Source organism: Methylorubrum aminovorans (genome assembly GCF_022179725.1).
In the GTDB taxonomy this organism is placed as follows: Bacteria; Pseudomonadota; Alphaproteobacteria; order Rhizobiales; family Beijerinckiaceae; genus Methylobacterium; species Methylobacterium aminovorans.
This window is the reverse complement of the sequence record NZ_BPRC01000010.1, coordinates 94,336-108,706: the sequence shown is the minus strand read 5'-3', so window position 1 is coordinate 108,706 and position 14,371 is coordinate 94,336. Positions and strand designations below refer to the sequence as shown.

The 14,371-nt window shown below is 69.4% G+C and carries 17 protein-coding genes; 8 read left to right on the top strand and 9 right to left on the bottom strand.

All coding sequences use genetic code 11. The features are described from left to right. Window positions 1-230 precede the first annotated feature (230 nt). From MFF24_RS15390 to thiE, 3 genes are all read right to left on the bottom strand, one after another. A complete protein-coding gene (locus MFF24_RS15390) occupies window positions 231-860 on the bottom strand; it encodes a helix-turn-helix domain-containing protein (RefSeq protein WP_108942164.1) in 630 nt (209 codons plus the stop codon). Between the two features lie 194 nt (window positions 861-1,054). Next, window positions 1,055-1,861 (bottom strand): bifunctional hydroxymethylpyrimidine kinase/phosphomethylpyrimidine kinase, encoded by an 807-nt coding sequence (gene thiD, locus MFF24_RS15385; RefSeq protein ID WP_238225350.1) that lies wholly within the window; start codon window positions 1,859-1,861, stop codon window positions 1,055-1,057. A gap of 116 nt (window positions 1,862-1,977) precedes the next feature. After that, window positions 1,978-2,727, bottom strand: a complete 750-nt coding sequence (gene thiE, locus MFF24_RS15380) for a thiamine phosphate synthase (protein ID WP_166060929.1) — start codon at window positions 2,725-2,727, stop codon at window positions 1,978-1,980. Between the two features lie 257 nt (window positions 2,728-2,984). On the opposite strand from thiE, the gene MFF24_RS15375 reads away from it, so the two are divergent. After that, the gene (locus MFF24_RS15375; RefSeq protein WP_238225348.1) at window positions 2,985-3,989 is read left to right on the top strand and encodes an NUDIX hydrolase; all 1,005 of its coding nucleotides are present in this window, start codon (window positions 2,985-2,987) and stop codon (window positions 3,987-3,989) included. Between the two features lie 60 nt (window positions 3,990-4,049). Here the strand turns inward: MFF24_RS15375 and MFF24_RS15370 are convergent, their stop codons facing one another. The 3 genes from MFF24_RS15370 to argC all read right to left on the bottom strand — a co-directional run bounded on the left by MFF24_RS15370 (window position 4,050) and on the right by argC (window position 7,060). Beyond that, window positions 4,050-4,325 (bottom strand): hypothetical protein, encoded by a 276-nt coding sequence (locus MFF24_RS15370; RefSeq protein WP_238225346.1) that lies wholly within the window; start codon window positions 4,323-4,325, stop codon window positions 4,050-4,052. A 340-nt stretch (window positions 4,326-4,665) separates the two neighbouring features. Further along, window positions 4,666-5,190 (bottom strand): Ros/MucR family transcriptional regulator, encoded by a 525-nt coding sequence (locus MFF24_RS15365; protein ID WP_133091330.1) that lies wholly within the window; start codon window positions 5,188-5,190, stop codon window positions 4,666-4,668. 925 nt (window positions 5,191-6,115) lie between these two features. Further along, complete coding sequence (gene argC, locus MFF24_RS15360; RefSeq protein WP_238225344.1) at window positions 6,116-7,060, bottom strand: N-acetyl-gamma-glutamyl-phosphate reductase; 945 nt, start codon at window positions 7,058-7,060, stop codon at window positions 6,116-6,118. 269 nt (window positions 7,061-7,329) lie between these two features. Here argC and MFF24_RS15355 point away from each other — a divergent pair, with 269 nt between their 5' ends. Beyond that, on the top strand, window positions 7,330-7,875 hold the full coding sequence (locus tag MFF24_RS15355; protein ID WP_238225342.1) for a hypothetical protein: 546 nt from the start codon (window positions 7,330-7,332) through the stop codon (window positions 7,873-7,875). A gap of 41 nt (window positions 7,876-7,916) precedes the next feature. Here the strand turns inward: MFF24_RS15355 and modA are convergent, their stop codons facing one another. The 3 genes from modA to MFF24_RS15340 all read right to left on the bottom strand — a co-directional run bounded on the left by modA (window position 7,917) and on the right by MFF24_RS15340 (window position 9,368). Next, window positions 7,917-8,738 carry a molybdate ABC transporter substrate-binding protein gene (modA, locus tag MFF24_RS15350; protein ID WP_238225340.1) on the bottom strand — a complete coding sequence of 274 codons (822 nt, stop codon included), beginning with the start codon at window positions 8,736-8,738 and terminating at the stop codon, window positions 7,917-7,919. A gap of 149 nt (window positions 8,739-8,887) precedes the next feature. Further along, window positions 8,888-9,058: a hypothetical protein gene (locus tag MFF24_RS15345; protein ID WP_238225338.1), complete on the bottom strand. Its 171-nt coding sequence runs from the start codon at window positions 9,056-9,058 to the stop codon at window positions 8,888-8,890. 109 nt (window positions 9,059-9,167) lie between these two features. Continuing rightward, on the bottom strand, window positions 9,168-9,368 hold the full coding sequence (locus MFF24_RS15340; RefSeq protein ID WP_238225336.1) for a hypothetical protein: 201 nt from the start codon (window positions 9,366-9,368) through the stop codon (window positions 9,168-9,170). Window positions 9,369-9,682: 314 nt separating this feature from the next. On the opposite strand from MFF24_RS15340, the gene MFF24_RS15335 reads away from it, so the two are divergent. From MFF24_RS15335 to MFF24_RS15310, 6 genes are read left to right on the top strand one after another with little or no spacing between them, the layout of a single operon-like run. Beyond that, window positions 9,683-10,600, top strand: coding sequence for a 50S ribosomal protein L11 methyltransferase (locus MFF24_RS15335; RefSeq protein WP_238225334.1), 918 nt, complete (start codon window positions 9,683-9,685; stop codon window positions 10,598-10,600). Between the two features lie 45 nt (window positions 10,601-10,645). Further along, window positions 10,646-10,864: a hypothetical protein gene (locus MFF24_RS15330; RefSeq protein WP_133091335.1), complete on the top strand. Its 219-nt coding sequence runs from the start codon at window positions 10,646-10,648 to the stop codon at window positions 10,862-10,864. Between the two features lie 24 nt (window positions 10,865-10,888). Further along, complete coding sequence (locus tag MFF24_RS15325) at window positions 10,889-11,209, top strand: type II toxin-antitoxin system RelE/ParE family toxin (RefSeq protein ID WP_238225332.1); 321 nt, start codon at window positions 10,889-10,891, stop codon at window positions 11,207-11,209. 48 nt (window positions 11,210-11,257) lie between these two features. Further along, window positions 11,258-13,090: an aminopeptidase P family protein gene (locus tag MFF24_RS15320; RefSeq protein ID WP_238225317.1), complete on the top strand. Its 1,833-nt coding sequence runs from the start codon at window positions 11,258-11,260 to the stop codon at window positions 13,088-13,090. After that, a complete protein-coding gene (locus MFF24_RS15315; protein WP_108942187.1) occupies window positions 13,087-13,566 on the top strand; it encodes a low molecular weight protein-tyrosine-phosphatase in 480 nt (159 codons plus the stop codon). Before MFF24_RS15320 ends, MFF24_RS15315 begins: the two co-directional genes overlap by 4 nt. Further along, window positions 13,563-14,369, top strand: a complete 807-nt coding sequence (locus MFF24_RS15310) for a fructosamine kinase family protein (protein ID WP_238225315.1) — start codon at window positions 13,563-13,565, stop codon at window positions 14,367-14,369. Before MFF24_RS15315 ends, MFF24_RS15310 begins: the two co-directional genes overlap by 4 nt. The last annotated feature ends 2 nt before the right edge of the window (window positions 14,370-14,371 follow it).

Here is a 14,371-nt window from a genome sequence, read left to right as displayed (position 1 = left end):
CCCCGAGCCCGCCGAAGTCCGCCTCGGGACGTAATTGACCGGAGCGTCCAACGAAAAAGGCCCCCGGCGCTTGCATGCGCCGGGGGCCTTTTCTGTCTCGTGTCGCTGTTCCGAGGGAGCCGTTTCGTCCTGATTCCGGCTGATCACTTCGGCCTTGCCGGGATGCCTCCCTCCCCACATGCGGGACGAGGGTGGCACCGGTCGATCGAACCGATCGCGCCGTGGCCGGATCACTCCATCACGGCGGCCTTCATGATCACCACCATCGTCGCCCGGCCCGGCTCGTCGCCGAGACAGCGGATGCTGTGCGGGCGGTCGCAGCGGTAGCGCAGGGTCTCGCCGGCATTGGCCCGCTGGACCTCGCCGGCCACCTCGACCTCGAAGCTGCCCTCCAGCACCGACAGCGACTCGACCGAGCCGCGCTGATGCGCGTCGGATTCGAGCACGCCGCCGGCATCGGCAGTGACGTCGTACCATTGCAGCCACTCGACGGTCTTGATCCAGCCGATGATGGCGAGCCGCACCTTTCCGTCGTCGGAGACGAGCCGCGGGGTGTCGGCGCGGGAGAAGCGCTCGATGAAGGGCTCTTCGTCGGAGGTGGCGAGCACCCGCTCGATCGACACGTCGAGCGCCTGGCTCAAGCGCCAGATCGTGGCCAGCGTCGGATTGGTTTCGTTGCGCTCGATCTGGCTGATGATCGACTTCGCCACGCCGGACTGTTCGGCGAGTTCCGAGAGGGAGAGGTTGTAGGCCTTGCGCAGCCGCTGGATCGTCTTGCCGAGCTGGCCCGAGAGCACCTGCGCGCCGCTGGCGAGATCCTTCGGCCGTCCGCGTTCGAGGCTTGCCGCTATGTCCTGCATCACGTCGGTCCGCTGAGAGTGCCCGCCAAACCCTCCGCGCCGAAGACACCTTCACGGGCGGATCGGATCACGAAATCGTGGGCGGGGCACTGAAAGGCGTTCCGTTATCCGAACGAGCGTTTGATCTGTCAAACGCAAATCGACGGCGAGGACCAGGTTTCATCCCGGTGCCAAGTGATGGCCGGAGCGCGAAACTACTGCCAGAGCGCGTGGAAATGGTGGAGCGGACCGTGGCCGTGGCCAACGAGCACGGAATCGGCAGCGCGGATCGCCGCCGTGACGTAGGTCTTCGCCCCTGCCACCGCCTCCGCGAGGCCCTGCCCGCGGGCGAGACCGGCCGCCACGGCTGCCGAGAGGGTGCAGCCGGTGCCGTGGCTGTTGCGGGTCTCGATGCGCGGCGCCGCGAACCGGCGCAGGGTCCCGTCGGCCGCGATGAGATGATCGACGCTCTCGCGGCCCTCGCCGTGGCCGCCCTTGATCAGCACCGCCCGCGCCCCGCGCCCCAGCAGCCGGCGGGCTTGGCCCACCGCCTCGTTCTCGTGTCCGGCCTCCGCCTCGTCGAGCAGGGTCGCCGCCTCCGGCAGGTTGGGCGTGACGACGGTCGCCAGCGGCATCAGCGCGCTGCGCAGGGTTTCGACGGCTTCCTGCGAGATCAGCCGATCGCCGCTGGTGGCGACCATGACGGGATCGAGCACCACCGGAATGCCGGCGGCGTGCCGCCGCAAACCCTCGGCCACCGCCCGGATCGTCTCTGGCCGCGAGAGCATGCCGATCTTCACCGCACCCACCGCGAGATCGGCGAACACCGAGTCGATCTGCGTGGCGACAAAATCGGCGGGTACGTCGTGGATCGCCTGCACGCCCGTCGTGTTCTGCGCTGTCAGAGCGGTGACGACGCTGGCGCCGTAGACGCGAAGGGCCGCGAAGGTCTTGAGATCGGCCTGGATGCCGGCGCCCCCGCTCGAATCAGAGCCGGCGATGGTCAGGGCGATGGCGGTCATGGGCGTCTCCCGTCGTCGATCTTTTTGTGTCGGACACCTTTCGCGACGATGCTCCATCGCGTTGTTTGTGCATCATCGTTTTCCGAAAGCCAGCAACAACCTTTCGGGACGATGCTCTAGCGCATCCCCGCGTTGCCGCGCTGCCCGAGGGCCTCGTCGACCCGCGCACGCAGATCCCGTGCCTTGGCCTCGGTGGCGCCGCCCTTGAACAGCGCGCCGATCAGCGCCACCCCATCGGCGCCCGCCCGGATCACGGAGGCCGCGTTGCTGGCGTCGATCCCGGCGATCGCACCGAGCGGGAGGGCCTGGCCGCGGGCGAGCCGGGCGCGGAACACGATCCGCTGCAGCCCGTCGAGGCCGACCGGCGGATCCGGGTTGTCCTTGCTGGCGGTGGCGAAGACGCCGCCGATGCAGGCATAGTCGATGGGCAGCCGGTAGAGCTCGTCGGCCTGGGCGCCGGTCTTCACGGTGAGCCCGATGATTGCGCGCGGTCCGAGCAGGCGGCGCGCCTCTTCCGGGTGGAGATCCGATTGGCCGAGATGCACGCCCTCGACGCCGGCTGCGAGGGCGAGATCGACCCGATCGTTGACCAGCAGCGGCGCGCGGCCGTTGACCGCGGCGTGGATCGCCCGAATCCGCGCCAGCGCCGCGCGGGCATCCGTCAGGTCCTTGTCGCGGTACTGGAGCAGGGTGGCGCCTCCGGCCACGGCCTCCGCCGCCAGGGCGGCGAGCGCCGCCGCATCGTCGCCGAGCACGCCGGTATCGAGGATGCCGTAGAGGCGCAGGTCCACCGCGATGCCTGCAGACGGCCGGGCTAAGCCGAGCCCCGCGTCCTGCCGTCTCTCTTGCCCCGCCCCGATGCTCATGCTGCCCCCCCGATCCCGTTCGAGCATCTGCCATCCGAGCGCCATCGACGCTTCCTATGGCCGCTTCCTTCGGTGATCCTGCTTTCGGTCTAGCAGGATCGGCCCCCCGCGGCGACCGTGACCGTACTCGGCTGCGGATGAGGCCGTCGCCTCCGTTGACGATGAAGGGGCCGATCCGGCAAGAGCGAGGCGGTGGGGCGGAACCGCTTTCGCCGCCGAGGAAGGCCCGAGGACAGGGGCTCAAGGCCGACGAACGCATGAGCACGGCCGAACCGGATGTGACCGCCGCCGTGGCGGATGCGGGGATGCGCGACGCCAGCGCGTCCTCGGTGGGGCTCGTCGCCGTGATCGTCGCGGCAACGGACGGGGAACCGCGCGCGCTCACCGTTCAGGTCGGGGGGCAGGCCAAGGGCCGCGAGACCGCCCTGCCCGCAGGGCCTCTGGTGCCCGAGCATGCCACGCTGGAGCGGGGCCTGCGCGCCTGGGTCGAGCAGCAGACCCACCAGCGCCTCGGCTATGTCGAACAGCTCTACACCTTCGGCGACCGCGACCGGGAGGACGGACAGCACGGCGTGCATCTGCTCTCCGTGGCCTACCTCGCGCTCGTGCGCGAGCTGCGCCCGGCGGGCCTTGCGGAGGCCGCGTGGCGCAACTGGTACCGCTACCTGCCCTGGGAGGATTTTCGCGAAGGCCGACCCCCGGCGCTCGCCGAAATCGAGCCGCGCCTGATGGCCTGGGTCGCTGCCGCCACCGACCCGAAGCTCCGGCGCCTGCGCGAGGACCGGGTCGGTCTCAGCTTCGGCATCGGCGGTGCCTGGAACGAGGAGCGGGTGCTGGAGCGCTATGAATTGCTGTTCGAGGCCGGCCTGATCCCCGAGGCCAGCGGCCAGAACGGCGCCGCCGTGCCCGACGACCTCGCGATCACCGGCCAGCCGATGGCGCATGACCATCGCCGGGTGCTCGCCACCGCGATCGGACGCCTGCGCGGCAAGATCAAGTATCGCCCGGTGGTGTTCGAGCTGATGCCGCCCGCCTTCACCCTGCTTCAGCTTCAGCGCACGGTCGAGGCGCTCTCCGGCACGCGGTTGCACAAGCAGAACTTCCGCCGCCTCGTGGCGCAGCAGGGCCTCGTCGAGGAGACCGAGGCGCTGACCAGCGGCAATGCCGGCCGTCCGGCCCGGCTTGTACGATTTCGGCGGGAGGTTCTGCTGGAGCGCCCGGCGCCGGGTGTGCGGCTCACCCCGTCGCGGCGGACGGTTTAGGGGCCGGCGCGGGGCTACATTCGGCTTGGGAGAGCCGTTGGCCACCGTCCGGGGGGATGATCAGCCCTGGAGGACGCGCCCGAACTGATCCGGGCAGCCAGCCAAGAGGGTCGATGCCAGGGGAAGGTCGGCGCGGGTGCAGAGGGTGAAGCCGTAATAGGGCTTCAGCAGGTCCGCTTCGGGAACGCAGACCCAGAGACGGACCATCGGCCACTCCTCGTCCACGCTGACGAGGAGCATGCGGCGGGAGGGATCGAAGGAGGCCGCCTGCTCGCGAAACAGAAGCGCGACCGACCCGACCTCTTCGGCCGCAATCCGCTTTTGTGCCCAGACCATCGGCAGACGCCCTCCCAGGGAGCGTTTGCCGGCTCGATGACGCGGCCTCAATCGATCCCGGCGCAGGGCAGGTGCCGTGGGCGCCCGCGGATGAAGCGGACGCCGAAATCGTTGAGAGATCCGGACCCCGCCACGACGGCGCGACGAAGGCCGTGCGTCTGGCGGCGCCGAGCCCGCGTCGTACCCAATCCGACTGATCCCTTCGGGATGGCGGATTTGGCTTCGGCGAGATCCCATCGCGCCCGCGCGATGGGATTTCCTCCTCAAGCGTCGTGCGGGCTTGCCGAACCGCTCCCCGCTCTGATCGAGCGGAGACCATACCATTCGGGCCGATCCGACCTCAGGCCTGTGCTTCCTTCTTGCGGCGCGGGGCGCGGCGCTTCTTCTCCGGAGCGGGCTCCGGCTCGGCGGCCACCGGCTCGGGCGCTGCCTCCGGCTCCGCGACCCGGCGACGCTGCTGACCCAGTCCGAGGGCACGCGCCAGCTCGGAGCGCTGCTCGGAATAGCTCGCCGAGGTCATCGGATAGTCGTTGGGCAGGCCCCACTTCGCCCGATACTGCTCCGGCGAGAGGCCGCGTAGGGTGAGGTGGCGGCGCAGCGTCTTGTAAGGCTTGCCGTCCTCGAAGCTGACCAGGAAGTCGTGGCTGATCGACTTGCGGATCTCCTGCGGCGTCGCCTTGGGCGGCCCGGTCTCGGTGGAAGGCCGCCCGCTGAGGGTTACCGAGCGGATCGCTTCGTGCACCTCTCCGAGAAGTTTCGGAAGATCGGCGCTTTGGACGTGGTTGTTGCTGACATAGGCAGAAACGACATCGGCCGTAAGGGTAACGAGGCGGGCCGTTTCCGCATCCTGTTCACTGGGTTCCATGGTGCGATCTTCTGTGCGGGAGGATTACCTGGAAGACGGTAAGCTCAGAGCCGCTAAGGGGCAAGTCATCATGGTTGAATTCGAGCGCAATCATGTCGAACGGAATGGAACGTAGCGCGTGTTTCTATGCAGCTCGAATGGAAAAATCTGCGATGTGTCACTGCGAAAAAAACGATTGTGTCTACCTTGCGGTTAAGCCGAAAGAGTCGGATGAAATATTGCATATGTTAAGAATGTGTCTGCCGTATTGCGGAAAATGATGTTGAATCAACAGGTTGAGAATTCGCTTGGCCAAGCGGTTTTACCGTCGCCGTAGCTGGCCGATCTGTACGAAACCCAATGTAACGAGACGGCCGCGTAAAGCGCGGTATGATTGCGACACCCAGCCGCACGCCTACGTATTTTCTGTGGATTGCCTTAGGGCTGAACCGGATGTGCCAGAGGTTTGGGGCGAGCAAAACGTTTTGGCCCGGCGTTGCAGAGCCGGAGATCCACCTTGACAGGGCGGAAGTACAAGGCTGGCTGCCTATAGAGCGGAAAAGAGTGCCGGGACCGCCGTTTGGTGGCTGATCGGAGAGTTCTGCTCCTGAAAAGGCATCTCCGGAAACCTGCGCAACGGTGGTCCCGATCAGACGGTCCGAGATCTGCCGCAACTTGAAGCGCTGCGCATGCTTGAAAGACCGCGAGGGAGTGTTGGTGAAGTGGGATGCTCCGCGCATCTGCTTGCGCCGCCTCGCTTCTGCGACGCGTGATGACGGTGGTGCGTGATGTCAGTGCGAGGGATTCCGACACTGCGTGCGGCGGCCGATGTCGGGCTCAGTTCGGTCGAGCAAGGGTCCGAGGCTCTAAGTGCTCTACGAAGCGCCCAGTCACGACCGTTCTCGCTCTGTCGACAACAGCGCGATGGGAGCTTTGTGAGAGATGCTCAGTCGAGACCGAGCATCAGACCAAGATTTTGCACCGCCGCTCCCGAGGCACCCTTGCCGAGATTATCCAGGCGGCCGACCAGCACGGCTTGGCCGTGATTGTCGGAACCGAAGACCCTCAGTTCGAGCCGGTCGGTGTCGTTGAGGGCTTCCGGCTCGATGCGCTCGCGATGGGCGCCTTCCTCCGCGCCGCGCACGACCTTCACCAGCGGGGTGTCCGCGTACCAATCGGCCAGCGCCTCCTCCAGATCGCCCGGCTTCGGGCGGTCGGGCAGGGCGCCGAGATGGAGCGGGATGCTGACCAGCATGCCTTGCCGGAAGTTGCCGACGGAGGGGATGAAGATCGGCCGCCGTGTGAGCCGGCTATAGGCTTCGATCTCCGGCAGGTGCTTGTGGCCGAAGCCGAGCCCGTAGAGCTGGAACGGGGCCCCCTCCCCGCGCTCGTAGCTCTCGATCATGCTGCGGCCGCCGCCGCTATAGCCGCTCACCGCGTTGATGCTGACGGGATGATCCGACGGGATCAGGCCACGCTCGACGAGCGGGCGCAGCAACGCGATCGCCCCAGTCGGGTAGCAGCCGGGATTGGCGACGCGGCGCGCGGCACGGATGGCCTCGGCCTGCTCCGGCGCCATCTCGGCAAAGCCGTAGACCCAACCCGGCGCGATGCGGTGGGCGGTGCTGGCGTCGAGCAGCTTCGGGCCACCGTCCGGCAGGCTGTCGGCGAGCGCCGCGGTCTCGCGGGAGGCCTCATCGGGCAGGCAGAGCACGACGAGATCGACCTCTTCGAGGATCGCCCGCTTCGCGCCGGCATCCTTCCGGCTCTCATGCGGGATGCTGACGAGACGCACCCTGCCCTCGCGCTCCAGGCGCTCGCGGATGCCGAGTCCGGTGGTGCCGGCCTCGCCATCGATGAACACCTTCGGGGCGCTGACGCCGTCGGACATCGCAACAATCCTCGTTCGGCCCTGATCCGGGCCATTCTGAAACACAGGGCGGGCAGCGCGTCCCGGATGCGGGGCGCCGCCGGCGGCGCGGTTCGTCGGTGGCGCGGAGGTGGAAGCTTCGTCTTCCCCTGTCAACGCCCCCGGCAAACCCTGCATCCGCTTCCCTCGGCCGCCCTCGCGGATCTTTGTCCTTGGACAGGTTCGGCGCGGCCGGAACTGACGATGACGGGTTCTGTTGACAGCCGAATGTCGCTCAGGAGGCGAAAACCATGTCAGGCGCCGCAAAGAAGACCGATCCGAAGCTCTGGGACAAGGTGAAGAAAGAGGTCACGCAGTCGTCCAAGGGCGGCAAGCCCGGACAATGGTCGGCCCGCAAGGCGCAGATGGCCACCAGCGAATACAAGAAGGAGGGCGGCGGCTACGCCGGCAAGAAGTCCGACGACAACAGTCTCAAGCAGTGGACCGACGAGGAGTGGGGCACGAAATCGGGCAAGGAGAGCGGCAAGACCGGCGAGCGCTACCTGCCCAAGAAGGCGCGCGAGAAACTTTCCGACTCGGAATACAAGCGCTCGACCGCCAAGAAGCGCGCCGACTCCGCCAAGGGCCAGCAGCACTCGAAGCAACCCGCCGACGTGGCGAAGAAGGCGGCCTCCGCCCGCAAGACGGGCGGTAAGACCGGCAAGACGTCGGACAGGAAGACGTCGGAGAAGGGCGGCTCGACCAAGGCGGAGCTGATGCAGCGCGCCCGCAAGCAGGACATTCCGGGCCGCTCGAAGATGACGAAGAGCGAACTGGAGCGCGCCCTCGCCTCCTGATCCGCGCGAAGCGGGGCTGGTTGGCCACCGCCCCTGTTAACTCAGGAGCGCTTCTCGGCGCCGACGACGACGAAGCCCTGGCGCTCGAAGATCGGGCGCGCGGCGGGGCTTCGCAGGAAGCTCAGGAAGGAGGCGGCCCGGGTCGCGCCGGCCGCATCCCGCGTCAGCGCGGCGGGGTAGACGATCGGCGGGTGGCTGTCGGCGGGAAAGGTCGCCACGACCTCGACGCCGGGGTCGCTCGCCGCATCCGTCGCGTAGACGATGCCGAGCGGCGCCTCGCCGCAGGAAACGAGCAGCAGGGCCGCACGCACGTTCTCGGCCTGGGCGACCTGACCTTTCATCCGGTCCCAGGCGCCGAGCTTCTCGAGCGCGGCCTTGCCGTACTTGCCGGCCGGCACCGCATCGACGTTGCCCATGGCCAGCCGACCGCCGGCCAGGGCGGCGGTGAGGTCGATGCCGGGCTCAAGGGTCACGCGCTGGCCGGACCCCTTGGCCGCGACGAGGACGATGGCGTTGCGCAGGAGGTTGACGCGGCTGTCGGCGCGGATCGTGCCGTTCTTCTCGGCGTAGTCCATCCAGGCGAGGTCGGCGGAGATGAAGAGGTCGGCCGGGGCGCCGGCCTCGATCTGCTTGGCCAGCGCGTTGGAGCCGGCATAGGAGATCCGGCTCGTCCCGCCCGTCTCCCTGGCCCAGGCGGCGCTGGCTTCGTCCAGGGCGTTCTTGAGGCTGGCGGCGGCGAAGACCACGATGGGCTCGTCCGCGGCATGGGCGGCCATGGAACCCGGCGACGACCAAGCCGCGAGCGCAAGCAGCAGGCCGGCCATTCCGGCGCGGCGGGTCCAGTGAAGGTGCGGCGCCGACATGCTGATCCCCCTCGAACGATCCGGCCACGATCGCGCCGATCCCGTGACGCCACCTCTGCCATGAGGGGCGGCGTCGCGAGGGCGCGATCCTGATTCTAGCCGGGGCCGGTCGATGCAGCCATGCCCTCTGCGCGTCGAGGGGGCGCCGATCAGTCCTCGTCCGGGCCGGCGGCGGACGGCTCGGGCTCGTCGGCGGTGTAGCCTTCGAGCCAGTCCAGGCTTTCCTGCGAACCGGCCTCGTAGGGGTTTGCGGAATCGGGCCGGCCCATCGCCTTCGCGGCCTTGCCCTCTTCGAAGATCTTGCTCGACACGACGGCCATCGACCGATCCTTTCTCGATGCGGGCCCGCCCGGCGCGTCGCCGGGCCGGAGGACGCGGGAACAGAAGCGTGCCCGAGCGGACGCGGTTCCCGCGGATGCTTCGCCGGGTTCAGACGACGGAGTCGGAGTCCGGGGTCGGCTTGACCTCGGCGCGGTGGAGCCGGCTCAGCAGCACGAGCAGCGAGCCCGGCAACGGCGCTTCGAGGGCGCCCGGCGCGAGGATGTCCGCCCGGGTGGGGCGACCGCGGTCGGGCCGCGGCTCACGCTTCACGACGACGGGCGAACGGCGGCGGACGGATCTGGGTGTCATGACGCGATAGGCACTCGAGGGCGCATGATGAACGGCACGGGAAGCGCCCCTCGCAAGGTCCGTCAACCGGGCATGGCCCCGCCGATCGGGAGATCGACGAGGGGCAGGCTCGAGGCGCTTCGGACGGTTTGAACGCCGCCTTTCGTCTCCGGTTCCGCCTATTTCGTCTAGAAATCAAACATTATGCCTGTGGATTAATCAGGGTTTGTCTTGCCTGTGCTGTTTGAGCCGCGCCGTTCGCCGCCTCCTGAATCGAGATCGGGCGGACGTGAAGACCGTGGCTCTCGAAGCGCGCGAGTGGTAGAGGGCGCTCCATGCTCGAAGGTCTGCCGCCGCACCGACCCACGCACGTCCTGCGCCTGCTCACGGACGAGCCCTCCGCTCGCGCCATGACCGAGCTGCTGGGCGAGATGTTCGACCCGATGGAGACGGCGGTGGCCGCCTTCGAGGTGGAGGAGACCGGCGCGTGGCGGCTGGAGGCCTACTTCTCGGAGGAGCCCGACGCGGAGATGATCCGCGAACTGATCCGCCCGATGCTCGGCGCACAGGCGGATGAGGCCGTCTTCGAGACCATCGACCAGCAGGATTGGGTGCGTGCCTCGCTGGAGGGACTGAAGCCGGTCCGCGCCGGCCGCTTCCTCGTCCATGGCGGCCACGACCGGCATCAGGTGCGGGCCAACGATCTCGCCATTGAGATCGAGGCGGCGCTCGCCTTCGGCACCGGCCACCACGGCACCACGCTCGGCTGCCTACGGGCCCTGGTCGACGAGTTGAAGCGGCGGCGCCCGGCTCGCGTGCTCGATGTCGGCACCGGCACGGGCATCCTGGGATTCGCCGCCGCCAAGGCGCTCCGCACGCCCGTGATCGCCGGCGACCTCGACCCCGAGGCGGTCACCACCGCCCGCGGCAATGCCCGCCTCAACGGGCTCGGGCCCTATATGCGCCTCTACCACGCGCCGGGCGTGCGCCACGGGCTCGCCGACCGGCCCCGCGGCTTCGACGTGGTGTTCGCCAACATCCTGGCGCGTCCGCTCAAGCGGCTCGCGCCCTCGCTCACCGCCGTGGTGGCCGATGACGGCGTGCTGATCCTCTCCGGCCTGATCGAGCGCGACGTGCCGGGCGTGCTCTCGACCTACCGACACCGCGGTTTCCACCTCGCCCGCTCCGGCGTGATCGAGGGCTGGGCGACGCTGGTGCTGCGCCGGGGCGGGGCGGCGGCGCGCCCGCGCTGATCTTTCTCGCGCAATCGGTTAGGATGGTGACGTGGAGAGATGACGATGAGCGTTCCGAACCGGGCCGATGCTCAGAACCTGTCCGCCGAAGTCGATAGGCGGCGCCTTGCCCGCGAGCGGGCCCTGCTTGCACAGGCGCGTGAGTCGGTCGCCCATGGAAACGTCGTGCCGGACTGCGAGGTCGAAGCCTGGCTCGACCGAATGATCGAGAGCGACGAACCGCTTCCGATCCCGACGGCTCGCCCGACGAGCGATCGCTCCTGAAGATTTCTCTCGCCGACGGCTGACGTGCCTTTGCCCCGCAGGTTGATCCTGTCGCGTGAAGCGGCACTCGACATCGAGGCCGCGCGGCGATGGCTGAGGCAGCCGGGTGCCGGCAGAAGGGCCGCAGAGCGGTTGAGGCAGATCCGTGTGGTGATCCTCGAGCTTCGCACGGCTCCGCTGCGCTGGCCGTTCGGCGAACACGATGGCGTTCGGGAAGCCGGCGCAGGCAGCTATCGTATCCTCTACCAAGTCGAGCCGGAGAGCGACATCTCGGAGGGCGACGTGGTCGTCCTGCGGGTCTTCGGTCCCAGGCAGGATCGTTCGGATCTCCTGCGGGGGAGTTGAGTGCCGCATGGTTGTCGGCTCTCTTGAGCCAGCGTAACCCTTTGCCTCATGACGCCTCCCCGCTTCCAGACCTTCGACGATCCGAGCCACGCCAAGGGGCCCGAGCGGATCGAGGCCCTGCGCGCCGCCCTGCGGGAGATCGGCGCCGACGGGTTCGTGGTGCCGCGGGCCGATGAGCATCAATCCGAGTACGTGCCCGCCAATGCCGAGCGGCTTGCCTGGCTCACCGGCTTCACCGGCTCGGCCGGCCTGGCGGTCGTGCTCGCCGACGAGGCCGCCCTGTTCGTCGATGGTCGCTACACCCTCCAGGCACCGGAGCAAGTCGATACGGGCACGATTACCGTCGTGCCGCTCGCCGAGACGACGCCGGAGGCGTGGCTCGGCACGCATCTGAAGCCCGGCCAGACCCTCGCCTACGATCCCTGGCTCCTCACGCCCGACGGCGTGGCTCGCCTGGAACGCGCCGCCTTGAAGGCGGGCGCGTCGCTGCGGCCCCTGCCGGACAACCTCGTCGACGCGGTCTGGGCCGGGCGGCCCCGCCCGCCGGCCGGCCGTGTCGTGGCTCATCCCGACGATCTGGCCGGCGAGACGGTGCCGGAAAAACTCGCCCGCATCCGCGCGGCGCTGGCCGAGGGCGGGATCGACACCCTCGTCATCTCCGATCCGCACAATCTCGCCTGGGCCTTCAACCTGCGCGGGGCCGACATCCCGCACACGCCGCTGGCGCTGGGTTACGCGCTCGTCCCCCGCGAGGGGCGGGCCGCGCTCTACCTCACCTCGCAGGCGATCGACGCCGACCTCCGCACGGCTCTCGAACCGCTGGCGGATCTCCGCCCGCGGAGCGCCTTCGCCGAGGATCTGGCGGGTCTCTGCAAGAATGCCGCGCGGGTGCGGCTCGATGCGGCGACGGGTGCCGCGGCGCTGAAGGATCGAGTGGAGGCGGCCGGGGGCGTCGCCGATGTCGGTGCCGATCCGATCACTGCGATGAAGGCGGTCAAGAACGCCGCCGAGATCGCCGGCACCCGCGCTGCCCATCACCGCGACGGGCTGGCCGTGACGCGCTTCCTCGCCTGGCTCGACCGCGCCGCCGCCGAGGGCGTGAGCGAGATCGCCGCCGTCGAGGCGCTGGAAGATTTTCGCCGTGAGGGCGGCGGGCTGCGCGACGTCTCCTTCCCCACCATCTCCGGCTCGGGTCCGAACGGGGCCATCGTCCATTACCGCGTCACCCGCGCCACCGACCGCACCGCGCAGCCGGGCGAACTGTTCCTGATCGATTCCGGCGCGCAGTACGCCGACGGCACCACCGACATCACCCGCACCGTCGCGGTCGGCACGCCGACGGAGGAGATGCGCGACCGCTTCACCCGTGTGCTCAAAGGCCACATCGCCATCGCCCGCGCGGTCTTTCCCGAGGGGACGACGGGGGCGCAGATCGACGCCCTCGCCCGCATCAGCCTGTGGGAGGCGGGGCTCGATTACGACCACGGCACCGGCCACGGCGTCGGCGCCTTTCTCTCGGTCCACGAGGGGCCGCAGCGCATCGCCAAGACCGGCACGGTGCCGCTGAAGCCCGGCATGATCCTGTCGAACGAGCCCGGTTACTACCGCAGCCGCGCCTACGGCATCCGCATCGAGAACCTGATCCTGGTCGAGACCCGCGCCATTCCCGGCGGCGACCGGCCGATGCTCGGCTTCGAGACCCTGACGCTCGCCCCCCTCGACCGTCGGCTGATCGATCCCGTGCTGCTCGGTCCGGCCGAGACCGCCTGGCTCGACGCCTACCACGCGCGGGTGCGCGCGACCCTGTCGCCCGACCTCGATCGCTCGACGCGGGACTGGCTGGAGGCGGCGACGCGACCGCTCGGTGAGGACGCCGCGTGAGCGGGCCGCACAAGCCCGCCGTCCTCTTCGTGTGCCTGGGCAACATCTGCCGTTCGCCGCTCGCCGAAGCCGCCTTCCGGCGGGAGGCGGAGCGGATCGGGCTCGATGTCGCCGTCGATTCCGCCGGCACCGGCGACTGGCATGTCGGCGCGCCGCCGGACCCTCGGGCGATCGCAGTGGCGCGGGCGAACGGCATCGACATCTCCGGCTATCGCGGGCGTCAGGTCGCGCCGGGTGATTTCGCGCGCTTCGACCACGTGGTCGCCCTGGATCGTGCCAACCTCGCCAAGTTGCGCGGCCTGCGGCCGGCCGGCTCGCGGGCCGCGTTGAGCCTGCTCCTCGACCATGTGCCGGGCCGCGAGGGCGAGCCCGTCGCGGACCCCTATTACGGCGCGGATGAGGGCTTCGACACCACCTGGGCCGACGTCACCGCGGGCGCCCGCGCGCTGGCCCGCCGGCTCGCAGGGCCGGAATGAACGCGCTTGCCCGACGCGCGGCGGAGTTGCTCGGCGTCCCCGTCGCCGAGGCTCGGCCGATGGCGGGCGGCGACCTCTCCCCATGCCTTCGCCTCAGGCTGGCGGATGGGCGGGACGTGGTGGCGAAGTCCGGGCCGGCACCGCGCGAGGAAGCCCGGATGCTCGCGGCGATCGCCGCGAGCGGCGCACCGGCGCCCGCGGTGCTCGCCGCCGACGAGACCGTGCTCGTGCTCGAATGCCTGCCCGCGACGGGCACCGGACAGCAAGCCGAGGCCGATCTCGGCCGGGTCGTTGCCCGTCTGCACGTGACGGAGGGTCCGCGCTACGGCTGGCACGCCGATTACGCCTTCGGTTCCGTGGCCATCGAGAACGGCTGGGGCGACGACTGGCCCGCCTTCTGGAGGGAGCGACGCCTGCTCTGCCATGCCGGCCACCTTCCCGCTTCCCTCTTCCGGCGGGTCGAGCGGCTGGCGGATGACCTGACCAACCGCCTGCCGGAGCGGCCCCGCGCCGCGTTGCTCCACGGCGACCTTTGGGGCGGCAACGTCCTCTACGCGGGCGAGCGCGTCTCGGGGCTGATCGACCCGGCCTGTTATCATGGCCATGCCGAGGTCGATCTGGCGATGCTGAGCCTGTTCGGCCGTCCCGGTCCCGCCTTCCACGCGGCCTACGGGACGCTCGAGCCCGGCGCGGCCGAGCGGGCGCCGATCTACAAGCTCTGGCCGGCCCTGGTGCATCGGCGCCTGTTCGGCGCCGGCTACGATGGCATGGTCGAGGGGGTTCTGGAGGCGGCGGGCGTCTGATC

Excerpts from the sequence above, each read along its gene's own strand:
- MFF24_RS15370 (WP_238225346.1), bottom strand. The coding sequence starts at position 4,325 with ATGGTCTGGGCACAAAAGCGGATTGCGGCCGAAGAGGTCGGGTCGGTC.
- MFF24_RS15375 (WP_238225348.1), top strand. The coding sequence starts at position 2,985 with ATGAGCACGGCCGAACCGGATGTGACCGCCGCCGTGGCGGATGCGGGG.
- modA (WP_238225340.1), bottom strand. The coding sequence starts at position 8,738 with ATGTCGGCGCCGCACCTTCACTGGACCCGCCGCGCCGGAATGGCCGGC.
- MFF24_RS15365 (WP_133091330.1), bottom strand. The coding sequence starts at position 5,190 with ATGGAACCCAGTGAACAGGATGCGGAAACGGCCCGCCTCGTTACCCTT.
- MFF24_RS15390 (WP_108942164.1), bottom strand. The coding sequence starts at position 860 with ATGCAGGACATAGCGGCAAGCCTCGAACGCGGACGGCCGAAGGATCTC.
- MFF24_RS15335 (WP_238225334.1), top strand. The coding sequence starts at position 9,683 with ATGCTCGAAGGTCTGCCGCCGCACCGACCCACGCACGTCCTGCGCCTG.
- thiE (WP_166060929.1), bottom strand. The coding sequence starts at position 2,727 with ATGAGCATCGGGGCGGGGCAAGAGAGACGGCAGGACGCGGGGCTCGGC.
- MFF24_RS15345 (WP_238225338.1), bottom strand. The coding sequence starts at position 9,058 with ATGGCCGTCGTGTCGAGCAAGATCTTCGAAGAGGGCAAGGCCGCGAAG.
- MFF24_RS15310 (WP_238225315.1), top strand. The coding sequence starts at position 13,563 with ATGAACGCGCTTGCCCGACGCGCGGCGGAGTTGCTCGGCGTCCCCGTC.
- MFF24_RS15355 (WP_238225342.1), top strand. The coding sequence starts at position 7,330 with ATGTCAGGCGCCGCAAAGAAGACCGATCCGAAGCTCTGGGACAAGGTG.
- MFF24_RS15340 (WP_238225336.1), bottom strand. The coding sequence starts at position 9,368 with ATGACACCCAGATCCGTCCGCCGCCGTTCGCCCGTCGTCGTGAAGCGT.
- argC (WP_238225344.1), bottom strand. The coding sequence starts at position 7,060 with ATGTCCGACGGCGTCAGCGCCCCGAAGGTGTTCATCGATGGCGAGGCC.
- MFF24_RS15320 (WP_238225317.1), top strand. The coding sequence starts at position 11,258 with ATGACGCCTCCCCGCTTCCAGACCTTCGACGATCCGAGCCACGCCAAG.
- MFF24_RS15330 (WP_133091335.1), top strand. The coding sequence starts at position 10,646 with ATGAGCGTTCCGAACCGGGCCGATGCTCAGAACCTGTCCGCCGAAGTC.
- thiD (WP_238225350.1), bottom strand. The coding sequence starts at position 1,861 with ATGACCGCCATCGCCCTGACCATCGCCGGCTCTGATTCGAGCGGGGGC.